The sequence below is a fragment of the Collinsella sp. i05-0019-G5 genome (genome assembly GCF_042851345.1).
Lineage (GTDB): Bacteria > Actinomycetota > Coriobacteriia > Coriobacteriales > Coriobacteriaceae > Collinsella.
Genome location: NZ_AP031421.1, coordinates 443,505 through 465,346, shown reverse-complemented (window position 1 = coordinate 465,346; position 21,842 = coordinate 443,505). Strand labels below are relative to the sequence as shown.

At 57.8% G+C, this 21,842-nt stretch carries 20 protein-coding genes; 5 read left to right on the top strand and 15 right to left on the bottom strand.

Features of this window, described 5'->3' with window-relative positions:
• Nucleotides 1-108 precede the first annotated feature (108 nt).
• Nucleotides 109-1,281: a hypothetical protein gene (locus ACGHIZ_RS01970; protein WP_390448760.1), complete on the top strand. Its 1,173-nt coding sequence runs from the start codon at nucleotides 109-111 to the stop codon at nucleotides 1,279-1,281.
• Between the two features lie 427 nt (nucleotides 1,282-1,708).
• Here the strand turns inward: ACGHIZ_RS01970 and ligA are convergent, their stop codons facing one another.
• Nucleotides 1,709-3,937: an NAD-dependent DNA ligase LigA gene (gene ligA / locus ACGHIZ_RS01965; RefSeq protein ID WP_390448757.1), complete on the bottom strand. Its 2,229-nt coding sequence runs from the start codon at nucleotides 3,935-3,937 to the stop codon at nucleotides 1,709-1,711.
• Nucleotides 3,938-4,151: 214 nt separating this feature from the next.
• Between ligA and ACGHIZ_RS01960 the strand changes: the two genes are divergently transcribed.
• From ACGHIZ_RS01960 to ACGHIZ_RS01945, 4 genes are read left to right on the top strand one after another with little or no spacing between them, the layout of a single operon-like run.
• A complete protein-coding gene (locus ACGHIZ_RS01960; RefSeq protein ID WP_148331695.1) occupies nucleotides 4,152-4,553 on the top strand; it encodes a hypothetical protein in 402 nt (133 codons plus the stop codon).
• 54 nt (nucleotides 4,554-4,607) lie between these two features.
• Entirely contained in the window at nucleotides 4,608-4,976 is a 369-nt protein-coding gene (locus ACGHIZ_RS01955) for a hypothetical protein (protein ID WP_195443935.1), read from the top strand.
• Between the two features lie 44 nt (nucleotides 4,977-5,020).
• Nucleotides 5,021-5,542: a hypothetical protein gene (locus ACGHIZ_RS01950; protein WP_390448753.1), complete on the top strand. Its 522-nt coding sequence runs from the start codon at nucleotides 5,021-5,023 to the stop codon at nucleotides 5,540-5,542.
• 12 nt (nucleotides 5,543-5,554) lie between these two features.
• A complete protein-coding gene (locus ACGHIZ_RS01945) occupies nucleotides 5,555-5,806 on the top strand; it encodes a helix-turn-helix transcriptional regulator (protein ID WP_148331698.1) in 252 nt (83 codons plus the stop codon).
• A 109-nt stretch (nucleotides 5,807-5,915) separates the two neighbouring features.
• On the opposite strand, the gene ACGHIZ_RS01940 is transcribed toward ACGHIZ_RS01945, so the two are convergent.
• The 14 genes from ACGHIZ_RS01940 to kdpA all read right to left on the bottom strand — a co-directional run bounded on the left by ACGHIZ_RS01940 (nucleotide 5,916) and on the right by kdpA (nucleotide 21,670).
• Nucleotides 5,916-7,379 carry a S1C family serine protease gene (locus tag ACGHIZ_RS01940; RefSeq protein WP_390448749.1) on the bottom strand — a complete coding sequence of 488 codons (1,464 nt, stop codon included), beginning with the start codon at nucleotides 7,377-7,379 and terminating at the stop codon, nucleotides 5,916-5,918.
• A 172-nt stretch (nucleotides 7,380-7,551) separates the two neighbouring features.
• The gene (locus tag ACGHIZ_RS01935; protein WP_089573198.1) at nucleotides 7,552-8,175 is read right to left on the bottom strand and encodes a hypothetical protein; all 624 of its coding nucleotides are present in this window, start codon (nucleotides 8,173-8,175) and stop codon (nucleotides 7,552-7,554) included.
• A 20-nt stretch (nucleotides 8,176-8,195) separates the two neighbouring features.
• Nucleotides 8,196-8,549, bottom strand: coding sequence for a hypothetical protein (locus tag ACGHIZ_RS01930; protein ID WP_117855322.1), 354 nt, complete (start codon nucleotides 8,547-8,549; stop codon nucleotides 8,196-8,198).
• Entirely contained in the window at nucleotides 8,539-9,678 is a 1,140-nt protein-coding gene (locus ACGHIZ_RS01925; protein WP_390448744.1) for a hypothetical protein, read from the bottom strand. Before ACGHIZ_RS01925 ends, ACGHIZ_RS01930 begins: the two co-directional genes overlap by 11 nt.
• A 170-nt stretch (nucleotides 9,679-9,848) precedes the next feature.
• Complete coding sequence (locus ACGHIZ_RS01920) at nucleotides 9,849-10,511, bottom strand: response regulator transcription factor (protein ID WP_089573201.1); 663 nt, start codon at nucleotides 10,509-10,511, stop codon at nucleotides 9,849-9,851.
• A gap of 50 nt (nucleotides 10,512-10,561) precedes the next feature.
• Complete coding sequence (locus ACGHIZ_RS01915; protein ID WP_390448741.1) at nucleotides 10,562-11,899, bottom strand: glutamine synthetase family protein; 1,338 nt, start codon at nucleotides 11,897-11,899, stop codon at nucleotides 10,562-10,564.
• A 134-nt stretch (nucleotides 11,900-12,033) separates the two neighbouring features.
• Complete coding sequence (locus ACGHIZ_RS01910) at nucleotides 12,034-12,405, bottom strand: DUF86 domain-containing protein (RefSeq protein ID WP_195404025.1); 372 nt, start codon at nucleotides 12,403-12,405, stop codon at nucleotides 12,034-12,036.
• Nucleotides 12,392-12,886: a type II toxin-antitoxin system RelB/DinJ family antitoxin gene (locus ACGHIZ_RS01905; RefSeq protein WP_390448738.1), complete on the bottom strand. Its 495-nt coding sequence runs from the start codon at nucleotides 12,884-12,886 to the stop codon at nucleotides 12,392-12,394. Before ACGHIZ_RS01905 ends, ACGHIZ_RS01910 begins: the two co-directional genes overlap by 14 nt.
• Nucleotides 12,887-12,928: 42 nt before the next feature.
• Nucleotides 12,929-13,951, bottom strand: coding sequence for a LacI family DNA-binding transcriptional regulator (locus ACGHIZ_RS01900; protein ID WP_390448735.1), 1,023 nt, complete (start codon nucleotides 13,949-13,951; stop codon nucleotides 12,929-12,931).
• 120 nt (nucleotides 13,952-14,071) lie between these two features.
• Nucleotides 14,072-14,764 carry a GntR family transcriptional regulator gene (locus ACGHIZ_RS01895; protein WP_117736193.1) on the bottom strand — a complete coding sequence of 231 codons (693 nt, stop codon included), beginning with the start codon at nucleotides 14,762-14,764 and terminating at the stop codon, nucleotides 14,072-14,074.
• A gap of 205 nt (nucleotides 14,765-14,969) precedes the next feature.
• A complete protein-coding gene (locus tag ACGHIZ_RS01890) occupies nucleotides 14,970-16,919 on the bottom strand; it encodes an FAD-dependent oxidoreductase (RefSeq protein WP_390448732.1) in 1,950 nt (649 codons plus the stop codon).
• Nucleotides 16,920-17,166: 247 nt separating this feature from the next.
• Nucleotides 17,167-17,757 carry a potassium-transporting ATPase subunit KdpC gene (gene kdpC / locus ACGHIZ_RS01885; protein ID WP_118385318.1) on the bottom strand — a complete coding sequence of 197 codons (591 nt, stop codon included), beginning with the start codon at nucleotides 17,755-17,757 and terminating at the stop codon, nucleotides 17,167-17,169.
• A gap of 12 nt (nucleotides 17,758-17,769) precedes the next feature.
• Nucleotides 17,770-19,830, bottom strand: a complete 2,061-nt coding sequence (gene kdpB, locus ACGHIZ_RS01880) for a potassium-transporting ATPase subunit KdpB (protein WP_390448729.1) — start codon at nucleotides 19,828-19,830, stop codon at nucleotides 17,770-17,772.
• Nucleotides 19,831-19,846: 16 nt separating this feature from the next.
• Nucleotides 19,847-21,670, bottom strand: coding sequence for a potassium-transporting ATPase subunit KdpA (kdpA, locus tag ACGHIZ_RS01875; protein WP_117628962.1), 1,824 nt, complete (start codon nucleotides 21,668-21,670; stop codon nucleotides 19,847-19,849).
• Nucleotides 21,671-21,842 lie beyond the last annotated feature (172 nt).

Below are 21,842 nucleotides of genomic sequence, written 5' to 3'. Positions count from 1 at the left end.
TCACTACCATTTATCGAGCAATTCCATCCATTTACCTTAATCCGAATTAGATTGTATTTTGTAGCAAATAAAATGACAGCATATTGCCCCCCATAGGCAGGAGACATTATGCCCAGAGTTCAATCACGTCGCTCGTTTCTTCTCGGCCTAGCCTCGATCATCGGCTTATCCGCGTCACGCCCAACAAGAGTATTCGCTGCCGACTCAAACTCATCCGTCGCTTTTACATCAGACCTAGCACAAGACTACGCGCTTTCCCTGTTGCCCATCGTCGACGGATCCGCGAACTTAGAGATCGAGCAAATCGTTCCCGTATGCCAACAAATCGGCCTTATCTGTGGCTATGAAATCAGTGTCACAAGGGAAGGAAGCCCTTACGGTTATTTAATACTTGACGCATCATATCCTGGGCTTCTGAAGGAGATAACCCTCGGCGATACCATTCTTCCGATTTCAGCTTCTCTATCAAACGCCATTTCAACTTATTCCGGCCGACAGGCCACAAACCCAACCGTACTAATTTCGTACAACGATATTGAATATGGAACTTTGGTGCCAGGAACTAGAGACTGTGTAACCAACTATAACAATATACGGTCTGTCCCGATTGTCACCGAAAAGGGTATAGCACCTCAAAGCAATAACCCAACTTCATGGGATGCAGTCATTATCAATGAAGATGACTTGATGTTGCATTTCCAAATAGACGATTTAAACGGAATACCGTTCCGAGGAGTCTCGGAATCATTAGTTGAAGCCCGCACTAATAAGTATGCATGCGTCGTTTCTGCCTTGTACGCTGTATCAATGCATTACGGTCTCACCAGTTCAAACGCTAATCAATTTAATCCCGATTATTATAAAGAAATATGGAACGTCACTGGCACAACAACGTATAAGACCAATGATCAGGGCGTCGAGTACGGAAGCACGATCATCCCAGATGGAATTGTTCCGTTTAAAAGTCTTGCCGCTCAAAAGGGTAGAGCACTTAATACTCAATTTTTCGGTTATCAGCCTCAATTCGCTCAGTACAGAGCAACTATCGATCAAGGGAATATCGGCTTGTATCATATGTGGATCAACAGCCGAAACAGTAAAGGATCCGTCGAGCTATCAGGTCATACAGTCACGGTAACTGGCTATTTTACTGGGCATAATGGAAGCCCTGGCATCGAACTGCAGTGGCTCGAAGTATTCGACGGATGGAATACTTATCCCCGAGCGATTAACTATGCAACGCCCAATATGGTCAAATTGAACGGAACAGTCTTTTGGTAGACCGGATGGCACCATCAAAATGCTATGGCACCACGGCCTTTGCCCTGGTTACGATATTGGTGATTTTCGCTATGTTTGCATCCGTTTCTTCATGCACAGATAGAGCCCGCTATAGCGGAGGAGATGATTACCTTGTCTTTGGAGCCGGCAGCGTTCATTCTATTGAGGGAACGGAACTCGTAATCCAAACAGACAACAGTCCCCGCTACACCGACGCTGGAAAGCAAACCCGGATTACATTCCCCTCATCTGGCCGAATCAAAGACAAGCTTTCCCAAATCAAAGTTGGGACAAGAGTTTCCTACTCACGCTTTGAGTCGGTAGACGCATCTGGGTCATACGAGGGAAACGATATCGAAATTGAACAGGCAAACACTATAAGGAGATGTTGAGGAACTGAGCCTCTGCGCAGTTTCTCAACAAATCATTATGCCTCCGGGACCCTACCCGTCGCCAAAATCTGTTCAAGTGCCGCCTCATCCAGCACGGGTACACCCAGCTGCTCGGCCTTGGTGAGCTTGGAGCCCGCTTTGGGGCCGGCGACCAGATAGCTCGTCTTCTTTGACACGCTACCCGAAACCTTGGCGCCGAGCACCTTGAGCGCCGCGCCCGCCTCGTCGCGGGTGCGGTTGACGAGCGTGCCGGTGAGTACGAAGGTCAGACCCGCGAGCGGTTGTGCATCGGCGAGCTCATCCGCCACGCCCGCGTCGGCTGCGGCTTGTGCATGCACGGCGCCCAAGTCGACCTCGAGCGACAGGCCCGCCTGACGCAAACGCTCCAGCACGGCAAGGTTTTCGGACACGGCCAGGAACTGTTTGACGCTCGCCGCAATCTTGGGACCGATGCCCTCGCACTCGGCGATGTCCTCTTCGCTCGCCAAGATGAGCTTGTCGATCGACAGAAATCGCTCGGCGATGACCTCGCCCACACTCTTGCCCACGTGGCGGATACCCAGGGCAAACAGCACGCGACCGAGTGGCTGGCTCTTGGACTTGTTGAGCTCGGCGATGATTTTCTCGGCCGTCTTGAGGCCCACCGGGATGGGGTCCCCCTTCTTGACGCCCTTTTTGCTGTTGGAGCTGGCATAGGTGCGGCCCGTGTCCAGGCCGGCGATATCGTCGACCGTGAGCTGGTAGAAGTCCGCGACATCGTGGATCAGGCCGGCGGCGATCATCTTGTCGACGATCTCGTCGCCTAGGCCGTCGACGTCCATGCAGCCGCGACTCACCCAGTGGAGCAGGCGCTCCTTGAGCTGTGCGGGGCAATCGATGGACACGCAGCGGTAGGCCACCTCGCCATCCTCGTGGACCACGGGGCTGCCGCACACGGGGCAGACCTCGGGCATGTGCCAGTCGACCGAATCGGCCGGGCGCTTGTCGAGCACCGGGCCCACAACCTCGGGGATTACGTCGCCCGCCTTGTGCACGATGATGGTATCGCCCTCGCGCACGTTTTTGCGACGGATCTCATCGATGTTGTGCAGCGTGGCGCGCGCGATGGTGGAGCCAGCAACCGTCACCGGATCGAACTCGGCGACCGGCGTGAGCACACCGGTGCGGCCCACCTGGATGCGAATCTCGCGAAGTACCGTCTGTTTTTCCTCGGGCGGGAACTTAAAGGCGATGGCCCAGCGCGGCGCACGGGCAGTAAAGCCCAGGTCGAGCTGCTGTTGGAAGCTGTCGACCTTTACGACCACGCCGTCGATGTCGTAGTCCAGGTCACCGCGATGCTCGAGGGCCTGGGCACAGAACTCGTGGACCTCGGCCGGCGTGGCGCAGCGTGCCACGTTGGGATTGACGCTAAAGCCGGCGCTGCGCAGCCAGTCCAGAAACTCGCGCTGGCTGTGGACGTGCAGCGGATCGGTATCGGCGATGGCGTAGATGAAGGTGGCCAAGTCGCGACGTGCCGTGACCTTGGGATCCTTCTGGCGCAATGATCCGGCGGCGGCGTTGCGCGGGTTGGCGAAGGGGTCGCGGCCCTCGGCATCGGCCTCTTCATTCAGACGAACAAAGCTGCCCTTGGGCATATAGACCTCGCCGCGTACTTCGATGGTACGCTCGCGGTCGGCACCCATGTGGGTGAGCGCCGCCTCGGACAGGTGCATGGGCACGTCCTTGATGGTGCGCACGTTAAGCGACACGTCCTCGCCCGTGGTGCCGTCGCCGCGCGTGGCGGCGCGTACGAAGGTGCCGTTTTGGTAGGTAAGCGCGACGCCCAAGCCGTCGATCTTGAGCTCACAGGTATAGGTGACGCTACCGGCGCCGAGCGCATCCTCGGTGCGCATGAGCCACGCGTCAAGTTCGTCCAGGTCCATGGCATCGTCCATGGAATACAAGCGGGCCATGTGCGTGACCGGCGCAAACTGCTCGCTCACGTATCCGCCCACGCGCTGGGTATAGCTGTCGGGCGTCACCAGGTCAGGATAGGCCGCCTCAATCTCCTGCAGCTCAACGAGCATTTTGTCGAAGGCGGCGTCCGTGATCTCGGGTGCGTCGAGCATGTAGTAGCGGTACGCGTGGTAATCGAGCTCGTGGCGCAGCTCGGCCGCGCGCGCTGCCGCCTGGGCACGGGCGTCGGTCGGTGCGGCGGCATCCGCGCTCGCGGGCGTTTCGGTATCGATGTCCACACCGTCACCAAACAGGCTCGATTGCTCCATAGCGGTACTCCTTCGCTCGATTTCAAACGGATACTAGAGTACCACCGGTCACGATGGGGCCGAATAGCGGTCTCAAACCGCACCGAATCGGCAACCGTCAAACTGGAGCGACAGCGGGTTCGACATGCTAAATTATGCGACTCAGTTCATAGTAGTTAATATTTTATATTGTGTTTGCAATATATTTTGGTATTATCAACGTGAGGTGATTGAAATGAAGAATCAGTCCAAACGTTTCCTAACCATCCTCGTCCCCCTTGTCCTTATAGCAGCCGCTTTGCTCGGCTTTTTCTGGAAGGACATTCCCTTTTCGAAGGACCTTTCCTTGCGGGGCGAAGTCGTTGCTGTGTATCACCCTTCCGCCAGCGGGGCGAGTGAAGGTCGCTTCGTTATCGCAAGTGAGCAATTCCAATCCGCACCGCTGCACCTCAACTTCAAAATCAATTCAACCATCCCCATTAAGGATCAGGATGGCAAGAAGGCAGAAGTCGGAGCCATCAAAGAAGGCGTCTACGTTGACGTAACCTGCACCGTCAACACCAGCAGCGATCCCGATCCCACAAAGCTGCCCGCCCTCATAACGCCAACAGCCATCACGATTACGCAAAAGGAATAGCTCGATGTCAGAAAGGAGTTTAAAAAATAATCACCAGATAGTTAGGAGCCAATGATGAAAAAGGTTGCTTATTTACTCGCCGTCTGCCTTGTTGGGTTATCGTGCATGACCGCGCAGCCCGCCTTCGCAGCAGAAACCCATTCCTCTATCATTTCGCCAGTTGCCGAAAGTCGTTCAATCTACACCGCCGAAACCACCCTCGCCTATTCGAACGGCGTCAGGCTCCATGTTACTTACACCGTTAACGATACCTATGGAACGATAACAGGCATCAAATCCATAAAGAACTGGACCTCCAATTCTCGAGTAAGCAACATCAGCTGGACTTATAGATACGGACTCAGCAACGGAAGCGTCGTCGTAACTGTTACTTACTATTACAACGGCAGTTGGCATTCTGAAGCAAGAACCATCTATGCTTAGGATTTTTTGGCTGCGGCATTGCCGCAGCCTTTTTGGGGTTAATTATGGAAAGCTCAGATAAACGATGCCGTTTTAGCAGTGTGATGTTGCTCGCCACTTTGTCTGTCGCAGCAATCATGGCGGCCTTCTCAGCGTTCAGCGTTGCCAACGAGGCGCGGGAGGTGCTCTTTGCACCCACTCCCCTCTACATTAACGGTGAGTCCATTCCGAGCGCCGTCCTTACCGCGCTTGCCATCCGCGACGTTCTGGCCCTGGCGCTTTCAATCGCATGCCTGATTGTCTACGTGAACTTCTGCCTTGACGTCGTCAGCACTCAGTCGATATTCACGCGAAAACAATGCCGGCGTCTTCTGGTTGTTGGACTTCTGCTGCTCATTTCTTCAATTGTCTCGATTACCCTAGATAACCTGTGTGCCATCCAGCTCCCCAACGACGTCAGTATTACCGCAATTGGCATCTTTGGTTTTAACGCTTGGACACTGGTTCTCGCTTTGTTTGCGCTATCCCTTTCGGCTATCTTTGAGTACGGGCGACTCTTGCAGTCGGACGTTGACGCCATTATTTAGAAGGAGGGCAGCATGCCAATCGTCATGAGACTCGATCGCGTCATGGCGGATCGCAAAATGTCCTCTCAAGAACTTGCCGACATTATCGGCATCTCGCCCGTTAACGTTTCGCGCATTAAAACGGGGCGGCTCAAGGGCATCCGCTTTTCGACGTTGACCGCAATGTGCGAGGCGCTTCACTGCAAACCCGGCGACATCATCGACTGGATGTCGGACGAAGAGTACGTCGAGGCATTTGGAAGTCTTCCCAGCGACGAAGACTAACCAAAATGATCCGTTTCCCCGTCCCCAAAGGATCAATAGGAAAAGAGGGGGGCTGTCCCGCGTTGACGGAACAGCCCCCCTCTGGCATCGGTATGTACGATACAGCTCGTTAGAAACCCTGGCCGTTGCCCTGACCCTGGCCCTGCTGGCCCAGCAGCTCCTCCAGGTACTGGCGCAGCTGCTCATCGGTAATGCCGCCGTTGCCGGTGTCGGTCGCGCTGTCGTTCTGCTGCTGGTTCTGTAACTCCTCATCAGAGCCCAGCTCGACGGTGACCGTCTTCTCTTCCTTGCCGCGCATGAGCGTGATCTCGACCTTCTCGCCCACCTCGTGGCTGCGCAGCGCGATGATCAGGCCATCGGCGCTCGTGATCTCGTCGTCGCCCAGCTTGGTGATGACATCGCCTTCCTGGATGCCAGCCTTGGCGGCGGGGCCATCCTCGACGACGCTCGCTACATACGCGCCGCTATCGGTGCTCAGCTTGTTGGTGCGGGCGTTGAGCGCGTTGACGCTCGAAAGCGTAGCGCCCATGTACGGATGCACCGGCGTCTTGCCGTCGATGATCTGGTCGGCAATGTTCTTGGCATAGTTGACCGGAATGGCAAAGCCCACGCCCGAGCTGGAGCCCGAGTAGCTCTCGATGAGCGAGTTGATACCCACAAGCTCGCCGTTATCGTTAACGAGCGCGCCGCCGGAGTTGCCCGGGTTGATGGCGGCATCGGTCTGGATCATGTTGGCATAGATGGTGTTACCGTTGGCAGAGCTCATGGCCGTAGAGCGATAGAGCGCCGAGACGATACCCGTGGAGACAGACTGCTCGTTGCCAAACGGCGAACCGATGGCCATGACCCACTCGCCCACGTTGAGCTTGGAGGAATCACCGATCTCAATCGGCGTGAGCTTGGAGGCGTCGGCGTCCTTGAGCTTGATAACGGCCAGGTCGCTCGAGGCGTCGTTGCCCACGAACTCGGCCTCATATGTGGTGCCGTCATCCATGGTCACCACGTACTGGTCATAGCCATCGACCACGTGGTTGTTGGTGAGGATGTGGCCCTCGGTATCGAGCACAACGCCCGAACCGACGCTGCCCGAGCCGTCCGACTCGTCGGCAGACTGCGAAAGCGAGCCATTCTGGCCGCCGCTCGAAGTGGCGGTAATGGAAACCACGGAGGGCAACGCCTTGGCAGAAACGGCCTCGGCCAGCGTGGTGTCCTCGGAGTCGATCGAGATCTTTTGCGTCGACGAACCCGAAGCACCCGCCGTCACGGCATTCTTTCCGCCGCCAATGTTGAGCGTGCCGCTCATAATGAGCGCAATGACCAGCAGAGCGCCGCAGGCACAGCCGGCGAGTGCCGTAATAAAGATCGGCAGCTTTTTGGTCTTGGTCTTGACCACCGTGTGCTTGTTTACAACCTGCTGGCCACCCAGCGGCTTACCGGTCTGCGTGTCGTAGGCCTGCACGTAGGGAATGTTGTTGCCATCGGCAGGCGTCGACTCCACCTGCACGCGCGGCTGCTGCTGAGTCTCGCCGGCGTTGCCCGCATCCTGGGGACGCTGGGAATCGTTCTCGCTCATAGCTGCGATCCTTTCGTCAAATAACCAAAGGCCCGCCAAACATGTGGCGGGCCATCATTGTTCACGTTGAGTTGTACCCCAAGCTGGGCAGTCCCGAGCACTAGATGCCAAGATTTCAGCTTTGCTTAAGTAATGACATGCTTATAGGCCAATTCGTTTTATGCCGTCATGTCTATTCGATATAGCAGTCGATAGCAAAACTATATGTTGAATCGTTAATAAAGTCTGTAATCGTCGCGCCCATACCCGATCCGCACGTCCACTTATCCTTCTCCGCATCGTATGGCGTTGGCCCCCACCCCGTTTCATATGATGCTTCGCTTTCTGTGAAGTAGTTCATCACATATTTATCTTTCTGCATGAGCGCATACCAAGCGTTTGCATACATCACAAGCGGATCGGTTTGAATTATCGAATATTTTCCTGACCGAATTGCAATGCTTTGCCCATCTTCAGAATATTCAACAACAATCTCAATCTTTGCCAACACCGGCAGTGAATCATCTGACTCCCTATGAACCGTCACCAAATTCTTAGTTGCCGCTCTTGTCAGGGACGCTGCACCGTCATTATTCCTGTTTATGCTGCCAACAGCCATTTTTCTATTTCCGGCACCCAAGACATCTTTGCTTCGCGCCGAGGACACAATAACCCCAGCCTCATTCCGAACTATCATGTCGGTCACAAGCGTCAATCGTTTTTGCGCATTCGTAAGCTGCGCAGCGTTGGCCCCTCTCGCCCCAGCAAACATAACAGCTCCTGATGCCAAGACGAATAGCTGTCTTCTGTTGATCATTCCTCTCGCTCCTCACCGATTTAGTTAACTTTTTCCATATAGTAGGGATGCAAAGTTTCCTCTTCTAAATTGGCATCACTTGCAAAGAATAGAATCCATTTCTCTCCCGCCTTCAGCCCTGAAGCAGTTCCGGTATTAAAGTAACTACGGATATCAATCTCTTTCCGCCCTCCACTTGACACGAGAGCCTCAAATTGTCCGTTATGAATATCCGACAGCGTCTGTACTTCAACTGAAATATGTTCGTCATCTTTTCCACCGACGACCGAGGGGCTCGGTTGATAGGCCGCGACAACCAATATCCCAAGAAATGCGCAAAGAAGCCCCAGCGTTTTACGTATGCGCTTTCTATCATCTTCGCCGTCACTCTCCACAATACGTCCCTTCATGCGATATATAAATCGTTGTGTCATATGGAAGAAAACGCAGCTGATTGAACCAACCATCCCAGACAACAAGCATATATTTCTTATCATTTGAATATGTATTATGCATAGCCACATATCCCGCAACAGCCATCGCATGAGCGTCATGGCTTGAACTGAGAGTCCCAGAAAAGATACTGAGATTTCCAGAATCTGCAGTTGCCCTGAAAGAATCCCAAGATGGATACCAAGCAAATGATGTCTCAAGCCTTTTCCCGCGCCTAGCACAGAACTCCTTAATAGCCGGGGCAGCATTTGGAGATGGAGTCTCTCCTTGGGTAAAGTAAAGGCCCGTAGCTTGATCGAATGACTTATTTGGTTTGCCGGATGTTCCCGATAACTGCCAAAGCTCATGATATAAGTCTGGCAATTTGAGCCGGTTTAGCGTTACATAGTGGCTGCTTACCGCAAACATCGCAGACACATCGCAAGCATAGGTCCCCGTTTCTTTAATAACCTCTGATTGTGTAGGCGTTATCATCCCTGAAATAGTTTTACTTGCGTCAATGACATATCCTTGTTTATACAGGTCTTTGGGCAATACGAAAACATCCTCGAACCTGCCTGGAGATCCGCTGCGGCTATTTCCCACAGAAAACACCGCTGTTGACCGGCATCCCTTCTCATCTAAAACAACGTTATTATCCAGATCTGCAATACCAAAAGACAGCTCGTCAAATTTCAAAGCAACGATGTCATCTTGGGATGCGAGAAGGGCTATTTCATCGCTTGTATTCTCAATGGGCATAGGGGCGTTCGGAGCCAAGCAGTATTCGCTGATCCACCAAGATCGCTCTGAATCAAATACGACGTAGCCATAGTTAACGTCATCCCGCTTCGCGCGAACGATATACCCGATTGATTCCCCATCGGAATTCACCATTTTTACTGGGTCACAAGCGGTCACCGGCTCATCCGATACGTCATCAAAGAAAGCTTGCGCTTGCTCCACAGCTATTTGCGGTGTGACACGAACCAAGTCGTCGTCTCCAAAAACCAACCTTGGAGACATCAGGGCGGCAAGCAATACTATGAATCCGACAATCACCTTTCTCGAATAACGCATTTCTTCCTCCATCCGTGCAGTAGGGAGATACGGTAACTAAATGATATTCGTGAGATAGTGCTATACGTTTGATATTGTTTTTACTGACACACTTTAAATCAGTGAAAGGTCTTCTTTTCGCCCTAAACGAGAAAAGGGTACTGGAGAAATCTCCGGTACCCTCACATTCCTCTATTTACTTGCTAGTCCTTAAACAGATAGCCCACGCCGCGGACGGTGGTGATGTGCGCCGCGATCTGCGGGCCCACCTTGGAGCGGATGCGTCGAATGTGCACGTCGACGGTGCGCGTGCCGCCGCAGTACTCAAAGCCCCACACGCGGTGCAGCAGCACCTCGCGGCTGTAGGCGCGATTGGGATGCGTCGCCAAAAAGCTCAGCAGCGAGTACTCCATCAGCGTCAGGTCGATGGGCTCGTTATCGAGTGTCACCTGGTAGGTAGCCAGATTAATCTCGAGGTTATCGATGTTGAGCACATCGTCGGCGGTGACGGTCTCCTCCTCGCCCATCAGGCGCTGCGCGCGAGCCTTGAGCTCGTTTGGCGTCGCCGTGGGGCACACAAAGTCGGCATGCGCGTGATTCGGCAGGCGCAGGGTACCGAGCGCCTCATCGTCGACGATCACCAACATGGGGACACCGCCGCGATCGTCAAGCCACTTGGCAATCTGATCGATGCGGTCGCTGCGGATGCCATCGGAATCGAGAATCAGCAGGTCAAAGTCGTGCGCCGCAGTCGGCGAATCGGGGGTTGCCAGGCTCACCTCGACACCCAGGGTGGTCGTCAAGCTGCGGGCAAACTCGTGGAAGCGCGTCGTGCGCGCCATGAACAGGGCACTCTTATCGGACATATCGGCCTCCAAAGAAATGAGCTCAATCGTACTGAAACAAGCCAGCGCGATTAGGAGTTCGCCAGGTAGTGCTTGATCTCCCACTCGGTGATCGTAGACTCAAACTTATGCCACTCGTCGCGCTTCTTTTTGAGGAAGAAGCTGTGGATGTGCTCGCCGAGGGCATCCTTCATAAACTGCGAGTCCTCAAACACGTCGAGCGCCTCTTTGAGCGAGCGCGGCAGCGGCGCGTAGCCGGCCTCGACCATCTGACGGTCGGTAAGCTTGAGCGTCTCGGCCGTTGCCTCGGGCGGGAGCTCCAGCTTGCGCTCGATACCGTCGAGACCAGCCGCCAGCGTGACGGCGTTGACCAGGTACGGATTGGCCATGGGGTCGGGGCTACGAAGCTCGATACGCGTGGACAGCTGCTTGCCGGGCTTGTAGACCGGGATGCGGATCATACTTGCGCGGTTGCGCAGGCCCCACGTGGCGTACTGCGGCACGGAGTCGCCGCCCGTGGTGATGCGCTTGTACGAATTGACGGTGGGGTTGGTGATAGCACTGATCTCGCGCGCGTGCGCCAAGATACCGGCCATATAGTGCTTGGCGATATCGGAGAGATGGTACTTCTCGTCGCCCTCGCCCCAAAAGACGTTGTTGCCGTCGTGGTCGAACAGCGACTGATGCAAAAACATGGCGCTGCCGTCCTCGCCCGCCAACGGCTTGGGCATAAAGGAGGCGTGGCAACCGCTCTCGTAGGCCTGCTGCTTAATGATGAGTTTGGCCGTGGTGATGGCGTCGGACATGCTCAGGGCCTCGGCGTGGCGCAGGCTCATGCCGTGCTGCGAGCGGCCGGCGGCGTGGAAGGTGTACTCCACGGGCACGGACATCTTCTCGAGCGTGAGGACCGTGTTGCGACGCAGGTCGCGAGCGGCATCGCTCACCGAAAGATCGAAGTAGCCCACGTTGTCGAGAGGCTCGGGCGTGTGCTCGTCGGGGAAGTAGTAGTACTCCAGCTCGGCGCCCACGTTGAGCAGATAGCCAGCCTTCTCGGCCTTGCGGAACATGCGGCGCAGGGCATCGCGCGGGTCGCCGGCGAACGGTTTGCGATCGGGAGTGCACACGTCGCAGAACACGCGGGCGACGCCGTTGTGGCTCGGGCGCCACGGCAGGATCTGGAAGGTCGAAGCATCGGGGAACGCCAGCATGTCGGCTTCCTCGGGCGTGGCAAAGCCCTCGATGGCGGAGCCGTCAAAGCCGATACCCTCCTCAAAAGCGACCTCGAGGTCCTCGGGGCTAATGGCAAAGTTCTTGAGGCGGCCGAGAATGTCGACAAACCACAGACGCACAAAGCGGATGTCACGCTGCTCTACAGAGCGGAGTACGTAATCGATGTTCTGCTGGTTCATGTCGCTCCCCTTTCTTTCGGGCGGGTTTCGACTGGTCTATATCGCAGATACTATCGCAGAAAAATGTTTCCGCAGGGTTAAAGCGTATCAAGCGCTCAAAAAACGTGCGCGAACAGGCAGTTGCGAACGAGTGGCTAGCGTTCAGATTCGGAGACAATTTGTCTACAAGCTCGTTCCAGCGTAGGGAACTCCATCGTCACTGCATCCCATACAACCGAGCGGTCGACATTGCCGTAATCATGCGCAAGATAATTTCTCATGCCGATAATTCCACGCCATTCGATTTCGGGATGAAGCCGCTGCGAGCGTTCCGACAACTTACCCGCTTCTTCCGTCACCCTAAGCGCACACATCAAAAGGGAGTCCGCCAACGCCCTCGTCCGCACGTCATTCGCATGCAGAAACTGGTCCTCGGTGATATCAAAAGCCCTGATGCGCTCGTTCGTTTCAGAGATGGCTTCCAAAACCTCTTGAGCGCGAAGGCCGTCTGACTTACGCGCGATCATAAAGGATCACTCCTTCGCGCTCGATTACCGCGGCAAGATCGTCATCAAGATGATCACTCGAGACGAGGTCGACCTGCCTCCCGGTTTCTTTGCGCACCGCCTCACCAAACGCCGACAACGCGAAAAGGCCAAAGCCCCGATCGCGATCGACTTCGAGACGTAAGTCGATATCGCTATCGGCACGCGCCTCGCCACGAGCATACGAGCCAAAAAGAATCACGGTTTTGATGGCGGGAATCGAGCTGGCCGCCTCGCGGACGGCGGACTCAATCTGAGCAATATCCAAAATGTCTGCGGCGACGTTTTCGCTCGCAGAGTTTTTACCAAGTGAAGGAACAAACGGCAGCGAGCGCTCGCGCAGCATCTGCCTCATAAACATATTGACCGCTACAGACGAAGTCATGCCGAGTTCTTCGCATAGCTCGGCAAATGAATCTTTAATTGACGAGTCCACTCGTACACTCAGTACAGACGCAGCCATGGATACCTCCTGTATGACATTGTCTATATATTATCACACAAACTAACGTGAGGTCGAAGCACGGTGTTCGATGTGACCGGGAATCTCGATACGTTTGGGGGCGAGCCTTGCGGCATCGCCCACCGTGGTGGTGACCACATCGATGCGCTCGGACAGACGCTCGACTACGCGCTCGGCAATGGTGACGGTGTCCTGCGCAGCCGTGGTCACGCCGCCAAAGAGCACATGGTTCCAGGGATAGTCGTCAAACGTTGCGATCTTGAGACCCGCCGGCAACGAGGGTCCCAACTGTGCTAGCGCCTCGGTTAGGCGCAGAAAGACCAAGCCGTTGACGGCAATGAGGCCGAGCTTTTTACCTGCGCACTCGCGGATGGTCTCGTCCAAGCGGCCGACGCCCGTGGCGCCACCGTCTGCCAGGGTAACAACCTCGCCGGCCAGGCCGCGACACGAGAGCTCGTCGGCAAAGGCCTCGGCACGCTCGCGGCGCACGGGACTGTCGTCGCTCGCTTCGGTAAGCAGGCACAGGCGCTCGCTGCCAGCGGCGACAAGAGCGTCTACCAGGCCGGCAACCAGCTCGCGGTTGTTAGAGGTCACCAGATCGATGCCGCCATCGGCAACGTCGCGGTCGAGCAGCACAACGGGCAGGCGCCCCGCGGCCGCGGCAATCGCCTTGTCGTTGCCACCACAGGTGTTAACGACCAGGCCGTCCACGCCGGCATCGATAAGTCTGGTGAGCGACTCTGCCTCCTTGGCGGGGTCGTTGCCGCTAATGGCCGTCATGAGCGAGCAGCCGCGCGTGGCGGCGCTGACGGAAAGACCCTCGAGCATGGCGCTGGAGAACGGGTTGGCGATGTCTGCCAGGATCACGCCGATGAGATTGGTGCGCGAACTGCGCAGATTGCGCGCGGCTGCACGCGGGCGATAGCCGGTGCGCTCGATAACTTCAGCAATGCGGGCGCGAGTTTCCTCGGTCATCTGCCCGGGGCGGTTATTGAGGTAGCGCGAAACCGTGGCCGGGCTCACGCCCGCCTCGGCGGCAATGTCCTTAATCCTCATCTGCGCCATAGCGCACCCCGTTTCCTAATTGTCGGCAGTCTGGGCCATTTTAGGCATTTATGCGAACTGCCTACGCCACCAGACCCGCAGAACGATCTTAATTTCACCGCAGCTAATAAAGGGCGCGAGTTAGATAGCCGAGTCTTTGGGCAGCTCGAAATAGTCGGGATGCAAGGCGATAACCGGGCCCTGCTCCTCGGGCATCAGATGCAAGTGCGTCTCTGCCAAATAGCTCGCCGTGTCGGTGTCGCCCTTCTTAATGGCCTCGAGAATCCGGCGATGCTGCCGACGAATCGGTTCCCAATCCAGATCCTGCGACACCATACGCAACCAGTTGTATCGCTCAAAATGCGTGTTGACGCTCTTCATCCAATCCCACAACATATGGCGGCCGGCAATCTCAAAACACGTCTCATGAAACAGGTTATCCAAGTCGAAAAAGCGACGCGTTTCGCGATGGTCGAGCGATTCGGACTCGGCAAGAATCTGCTCAAGCCGCTGCTTTTGCTCGGGCGTGGCGGCAGAGCAGCATTTAATAAGCACGCTTCTCTCGAGTTTCTCGCGCAAGAAGCAGGCGTTCTCGGCGTGCTCCATGCTGATTTTTGAGACATAGGTGCCGCTTTTGGGACGCGTTTCCACCAGCTCCTGCTCGCGCAGGCGCACAAAAGACTCGCGAATGGGCGTGCGCCCGATTCCTGTCTCCTTTTCCAGACCAATCGCCGAAAGGCGCGTGCCGGGTTTGAGCTCGGCATAGATAATCTTGGAGCGCAATGCGTTATATGCCTGATCTTGCAGGCTCTGATAATGCTGGTGTTGTTCCATAAAGCCCTCGTATGAAGCTCACGGTTTGTCGAATATCACCCGTAATACTATCGCATCCCCCATTCCCTCAGTTGAGGTGAAATAGGGCGCGCTCGCGTCGCCAGGATCACAAGAGCAAGCGGCGGCATCCCGAAACCCGGGACACCACCGCTGTTTTGCTATCGGATGGCGCAGAGACACCCCTCCTCATGCAGCAAGGGGTTGACTAGAGTTCGCAGGCAACCTTGTAGCCGTCGCCGATGGCGTCACGGATATTGCCGCACTTCTGGGCATCGCCCAGCACGTGGATGGCAACGCCGGCAGCGGCAAGGTCGTCGGCCAGCTTGGTGTTGGGACGATAGCCCATCGCGAGCACCAGCGTATCGGCATCGGCGATGGTGTGGACCTCGCCGTCCTTCTCGTAGCTGATGGCGTCCTCGGTAATCTCGGTCACCTTGGCCTCGGTCAGCACGTGAACGCCCTTGGAGAGCATGCGCGTGATGAGCACCGCGCGACCGGCGCCGCCCTCGTTAGCGGCAAGCGTCTTGGTCATCTCGATAACGGTGACATCGCGATTGGCCGGCGACAGGTCGTTGACCAACGGGGCCAGGTAATCGGCCGTCTCGCAGCCGACGGTGCCGCCACCCACGATGACGATCTTCTTGCCCGGGAAAGCCTTGCCGCCCAGCAGGTCATCGGCCGTCATAACTTGCTTAAAGCCCTGCATGAATGCCGGAGCGATGGGTTCGGCGCCATAGGCCAGGACAACCTCGTAGCCCGCGTAGTCGCGCTGAATGCCCTCGGCCGAAAGCTCGGTACCAAAGACGCACGCGACGCCGGCCTCGGACAGGCGACGATACTGATACTTGATCACGCGGGTGAGCTCCTGCTTTGCCGGCGGAACGGCCGCGATGCGCATCTCGCCGCCCGGCTCGTCCTGCTTATCCACGAGCACCACGTTGTGACCGCGCTTGGCGGCAATGTAGGCTGCCTCCATGCCCGCGGGGCCGGCGCCCACAACGAGCACGTTCTTTGCCTCGGCGGCAGGCTCGTAGCCGGCCTCGTCGCGCTCCACGTCCGGGTTGACGGTGCAGGAGATGCGCTTGCCGAACATAATGCCGTTCAGGCAGCGCAGGCAGCCGATGCAGGGACGAATCTCGTCGGCGTTGCCGGCAGCCGCCTTGTTGCAGAACTCGGCATCGCACAGATTGGCGCGGCCCATCATGCAGATGTCGGCAGCGCCGTCCTCGATCAGCTCCTCGGCAATCCATGCCTCGTTGATGCGGCCGACGGTGGCGACGGGAATGTTCACATGCTTCTTGATCTCGCGCGAACAGGCGGCGTGCGAGGCCTGCTGGGTACCGGCGGCGGGAATGGCGGAGCCGCGCTTGATGGTGGTGCCGCCCGACACGTGAATCATGTCGACACCGGCCTTCTCCAGGCGACGCGAGACATAGATCATGTCGTTGAGGGTCAGGCCGCCATCGGTGTACTCGTCACCCGAGATGCGGACGTCGATGATGAAGTCCTTGCCGCAGCGTTCGCGAATCTCGGCGACGACCTCGAGCAAGAAGCGCATGCGGGCGTCGAGCGAGCCGCCATACTCGTCGGTACGCTTGTTGTAGAGCGGGGTCAAAAAGCCGCCAAGCATGCCGTGGGCGTGAGCCGCATGCACCTCGACGCCATCGACGCCGGCCTTCTGCATGCGCACGGCAGCGTCGCCGAACTGATGCGTGAGCTCGTGGATCTCGTCAACCGTGATGGGGCGCGGCGCCTCGCGGGCATAGGACGGGCCCACAAAAGACGGGGCGATGAGGCGCGGCGTGCCCGGAATGTTAAAGGCCATGTAGGCGGGGTGGAAGAGCTGCGGCATGATCTTGCAGCCGTACTCGTGGACGGCGGCGGCGAGCTTTTCCCAGCCGGGGATAAACGTGTCGTCGTAGCAGCACATGTCACCCGGCAGATAGGTATAGGTGGGCTCGACCGTCACGACCTCGGTGATGATCAGACCCACGCCGCCCTTGGCACGGGCGCGGTAATGATCGACCAAATCGTCGGTCACATAGCCGTGATCGGCCAGGTTGGTAGACACCGGCGGCATAAAGACGCGGTTCTTGACCTCGGTCGTTCCGACCTTGATCGGGCTAAAGAGCATCGGGTAGGAGGAGGACTCCATGCAGGCTTCCTTTCGTTTGAGCCGCTCGGCGGCAGTTGCTAACGTACTTATCGTACCAGCAACTGCCGTATCCGCACTCGCTCGCACTCTCCACCTTCAATCCCGACCCTCACAAAAAGTTGCGGTGGGATACGGAGTAGATGAGGCTTTTGACAGACAAAACAGTCCGTATTCCACCGCAACTGATGGGCGGGGTGGAATTGAGGGCTCAGATAGTCAGTCATGCCCTCATCCGCCACTTCCTCACCTACAGCGCGCCGTCCAGCATAAGGTTCACCTTAAGCACGTTGACCGTGGGCTCGCCGAAGACGCCCAGGAATCGGCCCTTGGTGCACTGGGCGATGATCTCGCGCACCTCGTCTTCGCTCTTGCCCGTGGCCTTGGCAAGGCGCGGGACCTGGTACTCGGCGGCATCCGGAGAGATCTCCGGGTCGAGGCCGGACCCCGAACACGTCACCAGGTCGACGGGCACAGCGTCCATATCGGCATCGGAGTTGGCGGCGCGAATCTTCTTCACGCGCGCATCCACAAGCTGCCGATACTTCTCACTCGCCGGGGACAGGTTGGACGGGGCACCATACGCCATGAGCTCGCCGTCTTCGCCTTCGACAATTGACACGTTCTGGATACGACCCCACATGTGGGCTTCGTCATCGAAGTTCTGGCCGATGAGCTCGGAACCCACAACCTTGCCGTCGACCGTAATAAGCGATCCGTTCGCCTGGTACGGAAACGCAAGCTGCGCGACGCCGGTCACCACGAGCGTGTATCCCAGGCCGCAGACGATGGTAAACAGCGCGAACACGCCAAGTGCGCGCGATGCGATACCTTTGAACATACAAACCTCCGTCTACATCATGCCAATGCCGAACAAGGCCAGCAGCATGTCGATAATCTTGATGAATACGAACGGCGCCACGATGCCGCCCAGACCCCACACCAGCAGGTTATGGGTCAACAGCTGGCCGGATGGAACCTCGCGGTACTTGACGCCCTTGAGAGCCGCCGGAATTAGCGCGACGATGACCAGCGCGTTGTAGATGATGGCGGACAGCACGGCCGTCAACGGGTTGGTGAGGCTCAGGATGTTGAGGGCGCCCAGTCCCGAATAGATCGGCGAGAACAGGGCCGGGATGATAGCGAAGTACTTCGCCACGTCGTTGGCCACCGAGAAGGTTGTGAGCGAGCCGCGGGTCATGAGCAGCTGCTTGCCAATACGCACGACCTCGATGAGCTTGGTGGGGCTGGAGTCGAGGTCGACCATGTTGCCGGCCTCCTTGGCAGCCTGGGTGCCCGTGTTCATGGCCACGGCGACGTCGGCCTGGGCCAGAGCGGGCGCGTCGTTGGTGCCGTCGCCGGTCATGGCGACCAGGTGACCCTCACGCTGGAACTCGCGGATCTTCTCGAGTTTGCCTTCAGGGGTGGCCTCGGCCAGGAAGTCGTCAACGCCGGCCTCGGCGGCGATTGCCGCGGCGGTGAGCGGATTGTCGCCCGTCACCATGATGGTCTTGATGCCCATCTTGCGCAGGTCGGCGAACTTCTCCTTAACGCCGGACTTGATGATGTCCTTGAGGTACACAACGCCCAGCACGCGGCAGTTCTTGGTCACGACCAGCGGGGTGCCGCCGGCCTTGGCGATGCGTTCGACGGCCTCTTCGCACTCCTGGGAGAACACGCCGCCGGCTGCCTCCAGATAGGTGCGCACGGAATCGACAGCGCCCTTGCGGATCTCATTGCCCTCGTAGTTCACGCCGGACATACGCGTTGCCGCGGTGAACGGGATGAACTCCATGCCCTTATCCTCGAGCGTGCGGCCGCGCAGACCGAACTGCTCCTTGGCGAGCACGACGATGGAACGGCCCTCGGGGGTCTCGTCGGCCAGCGAGGAAAGCTGGGCGGCATCGGCCAGCTCCGCGGGATCGACGCCGTCGACCGGGATGAACTCGGCGGCTTGGCGGTTACCCAGGGTGATGGTGCCGGTCTTGTCGAGCATGAGGATGTCGACGTCGCCGGCGGCCTCGATGGCGCGGCCGGACATGGCCAGCACGTTGGCCTCGTTCAGACGGCTCATGCCGGCGATGCCGATAGCGGACAGAAGGGCGCCGATGGTAGTGGGAGCCAGGCACACGAGCAGCGCCACGAGCGTGGTCACGGCCGTGGGGTTGACCATGTCGTTAAGACCGACCGAGAAGCAGGAGTAACAATACAGGGCCAGTGTGACCAGAATAAAGACGATGGAAAGGGCCACCAGGAAGATCTCCAGAGCGATCTCGTTAGGGGTCTTCTTGCGCGCGGCACCCTCGACCATCGCGATCATCTTGTCCAGGAAGCTCTGGCCGGGCTCACTGGAGATCTTGACGATGATCCAGTCGGACAGCACCGTGGTACCGCCGGTAACGGCAGAGCGGTCGCCGCCGGCCTCGCGGACCACGGGGGCGGACTCGCCGGTGATGGCAGACTCGTCAACGGAGGCAGCGCCCTCGATGACGTCGCCGTCGCCGGGAATCTGCTCGCCGGCGCGTACGATCACCAGGTCGCCGCGCGTGAGCTCGGTGCCGGGAACGACGGTGAAGTGCTCCTTGTCCTCAACGGACTCGATGCGATGGGCCTCGACATCCTTCTTGGCCGCACGCAGAGAATCAGCCTGAGCCTTACCGCGGCCCTCGGCAAGCGCCTCGGCGAAGTTCGAGAACAGGTCGGTGAGCCACAGGATGACCGCGATGGCGACCACATAGTAGGTGGGCACACCCGCGTCCCGCACACCGAAGATGGAAGCGACGACCAGGACGGAGGTCATGACGGCTGAAAGCCACACCAGGAACATGACCGGGTTTTGAATCTGGACGCGAGGGTCCAGCTTGGCAAACGAGTCGCGGACCGCGCGGCCCATCATGTCTTTTTGCATAGTCATAAATCTGCGCCCTCCTTTACGCAATCATCTGGAAGAACTCGGCAACGGGGCCAAGCGCCAGGGCCGGGAAGAAGCTCAGGGCACCGATCAGCAGAACGATGAACACGAGCAGGAATACGAACATGCCGTTGGTGGTAGACAGGGTACCGGCGCTCTCGGCGACCTTACCCTTCTTGGCCAGCGAGCCGGCGATAGCCAGCGTACCGATGATGGGCATGAAGCGGGCGAACAGCATCTCGAGGCCGAGCATGACGTTGATCCAGGGAATGTTGCAGTTCATACCTGCAAACGCCGAGCCGTTGTTGCCGCCGCATGAGGTGAAGGCATACAGCACCTCGGAGAAGCCGTGCGCGCCACCATTGTTGAGCTGGTCGGCAAGACCGGGCACCATGCAGGCGATGGCCGAGCACACCAGAATGGCAAACGGAGTTGCCAGGCACAGGACAACTGCCCAGCGCATCTCGCCCGGCTCGATCTTCTTGCCCAGGAACTCGGGCGTGCGGCCGACCATAAGGCCGGCGATGAACACTGTGAGGATGGCGAAGCCGATCATGCCGTACAGGCCGCAGCCCACGCCGCCGAAGACAACCTCGCCCAGAGCCATCTGGAGCATCTGGACAAAACCGCCCAGCGGGGTGTAGGAGTCGTGCATGGAGTTAACCGAGCCGTTGGAAGCGGCGGTGGTGTAAGCCGACCACGTGGAGGAGGTGACGATACCGAAGCGGCTCTCCTTGCCCTCCATGTTGCCGCCGGCTTGGCCGTCGGTCATCTCGATATTGACCGCTCCGCCATCGGCCAGCTGCGGGGTGCCCGCATGCTCGTTGACGGCGATGATGCCGGTGAAGATCACCAGCAGGATGAACATGGCGGCAAAGATGGCCTTGCCCTGCTTGGTGTTCTTGACGCCGATACCGAAGGTGAAGCAGCAGGCAGCCGGGATCAGCAGCAGGCTGGTCATCTCGATGATGTTGGTGAAGGCACTGGGGTTCTCATACGGATGGGCGGAGTTCACGCCGAAGAAGCCGCCGCCGTTGGTTCCGGACTGCTTGATGGCGACCTGAGGAGCCGCAGGACCCTGGGGCAGGAACTGCTCGGTGACCACGCGCGCGCCCTCGACAACCTTGCCGTCGACCTTGACCGTGTCGCCCTCGATCTGGGCGCCGTCGAGGACGCTCCAGCCGCCGTCTGCATTAGGCTGGACGGCGACGGGCTCTACGAGCTCAGCCTTCTGAGCCGGCTGGAAGTTGGAGATGACGCCACCGGCAGCCAGGCAGATGCCGAACACGAGGTTCAGCGGGATGAGCACATACAGGACGGTGCGGGTGAGGTCGACCCAGAAGGAACCCAAGCTCTGCTCCTTGACCTGACGGAAGCCGCGAATCAGCGCGAACATGACCGCGATACCGGTGCCAGCGGAAACGAAGTTCTGCACGGTGAGACCCATGAACTGCACAAGGTAGGACAGGGTGGTCTCGCCGGAGTAGGACTGCCAGTTGGTGTTGGTTATGAAGGAAGCAGCCGTATTGAACGACAGGTCCCATGGCACACCCGGCAGGTGCTGGGGATTGCCTGGCAAGAAGGACTGAAGCGCTTGAAGTGCCACAAGGACCACGAGGCCGATCCCCGAAAAGACCAGCACGCTCGCCAGGTAGCGCCTACACCCCATCTGCTCTGCCGCGTCGATGCGAAGCAGACGATAGACGCCACGCTCCACAGGAGCAATCACAGGCGACAGGAACGTATGCTCACCATCCATGATATGGGCCATGAACCGACCGAGCGGAACGGCCAGGACGACGAGCACGGCAAAGTACAAGATGTACTGAATCGCAGCGTCCATAGTTTACGAATCACTCCTCATCAGAATGTAGATGTAATAGATAAGGAGTCCAATGCAGACGACTCCGATGATGGGAATGAGGATGTTCATTTACCGCCCCTTTCACGCGCGGTCCGATGTCTCGGACGCCTGCTCTCGCAAGCGCCTGGGGACAGTAAACGCTTCTAGAGAT

Bases quoted from the DNA above. Each gene is read 5' to 3' on its own strand.
- ACGHIZ_RS01920 (WP_089573201.1), bottom strand. From the start codon at position 10,511: ATGTCCGATAAGAGTGCCCTGTTCATGGCGCGCACGACGCGCTTCCAC.
- ACGHIZ_RS01890 (WP_390448732.1), bottom strand. From the start codon at position 16,919: ATGGAGTCCTCCTCCTACCCGATGCTCTTTAGCCCGATCAAGGTCGGA.
- ACGHIZ_RS01895 (WP_117736193.1), bottom strand. From the start codon at position 14,764: ATGGAACAACACCAGCATTATCAGAGCCTGCAAGATCAGGCATATAAC.
- ACGHIZ_RS01940 (WP_390448749.1), bottom strand. From the start codon at position 7,379: ATGAGCGAGAACGATTCCCAGCGTCCCCAGGATGCGGGCAACGCCGGC.
- kdpB (WP_390448729.1), bottom strand. From the start codon at position 19,830: ATGACTATGCAAAAAGACATGATGGGCCGCGCGGTCCGCGACTCGTTT.
- kdpA (WP_117628962.1), bottom strand. From the start codon at position 21,670: ATGGACGCTGCGATTCAGTACATCTTGTACTTTGCCGTGCTCGTCGTC.
- ACGHIZ_RS01905 (WP_390448738.1), bottom strand. From the start codon at position 12,886: ATGGCTGCGTCTGTACTGAGTGTACGAGTGGACTCGTCAATTAAAGAT.
- ACGHIZ_RS01960 (WP_148331695.1), top strand. From the start codon at position 4,152: ATGAAGAATCAGTCCAAACGTTTCCTAACCATCCTCGTCCCCCTTGTC.
- ACGHIZ_RS01945 (WP_148331698.1), top strand. From the start codon at position 5,555: ATGCCAATCGTCATGAGACTCGATCGCGTCATGGCGGATCGCAAAATG.
- ACGHIZ_RS01950 (WP_390448753.1), top strand. From the start codon at position 5,021: ATGGAAAGCTCAGATAAACGATGCCGTTTTAGCAGTGTGATGTTGCTC.
- ACGHIZ_RS01910 (WP_195404025.1), bottom strand. From the start codon at position 12,405: ATGATCGCGCGTAAGTCAGACGGCCTTCGCGCTCAAGAGGTTTTGGAA.
- ACGHIZ_RS01955 (WP_195443935.1), top strand. From the start codon at position 4,608: ATGAAAAAGGTTGCTTATTTACTCGCCGTCTGCCTTGTTGGGTTATCG.
- ACGHIZ_RS01925 (WP_390448744.1), bottom strand. From the start codon at position 9,678: ATGGAGGAAGAAATGCGTTATTCGAGAAAGGTGATTGTCGGATTCATA.
- ACGHIZ_RS01935 (WP_089573198.1), bottom strand. From the start codon at position 8,175: ATGATCAACAGAAGACAGCTATTCGTCTTGGCATCAGGAGCTGTTATG.
- ACGHIZ_RS01915 (WP_390448741.1), bottom strand. From the start codon at position 11,899: ATGAACCAGCAGAACATCGATTACGTACTCCGCTCTGTAGAGCAGCGT.
- ACGHIZ_RS01900 (WP_390448735.1), bottom strand. From the start codon at position 13,951: ATGGCGCAGATGAGGATTAAGGACATTGCCGCCGAGGCGGGCGTGAGC.
- ACGHIZ_RS01970 (WP_390448760.1), top strand. From the start codon at position 109: ATGCCCAGAGTTCAATCACGTCGCTCGTTTCTTCTCGGCCTAGCCTCG.
- kdpC (WP_118385318.1), bottom strand. From the start codon at position 17,757: ATGTTCAAAGGTATCGCATCGCGCGCACTTGGCGTGTTCGCGCTGTTT.
- ligA (WP_390448757.1), bottom strand. From the start codon at position 3,937: ATGGAGCAATCGAGCCTGTTTGGTGACGGTGTGGACATCGATACCGAA.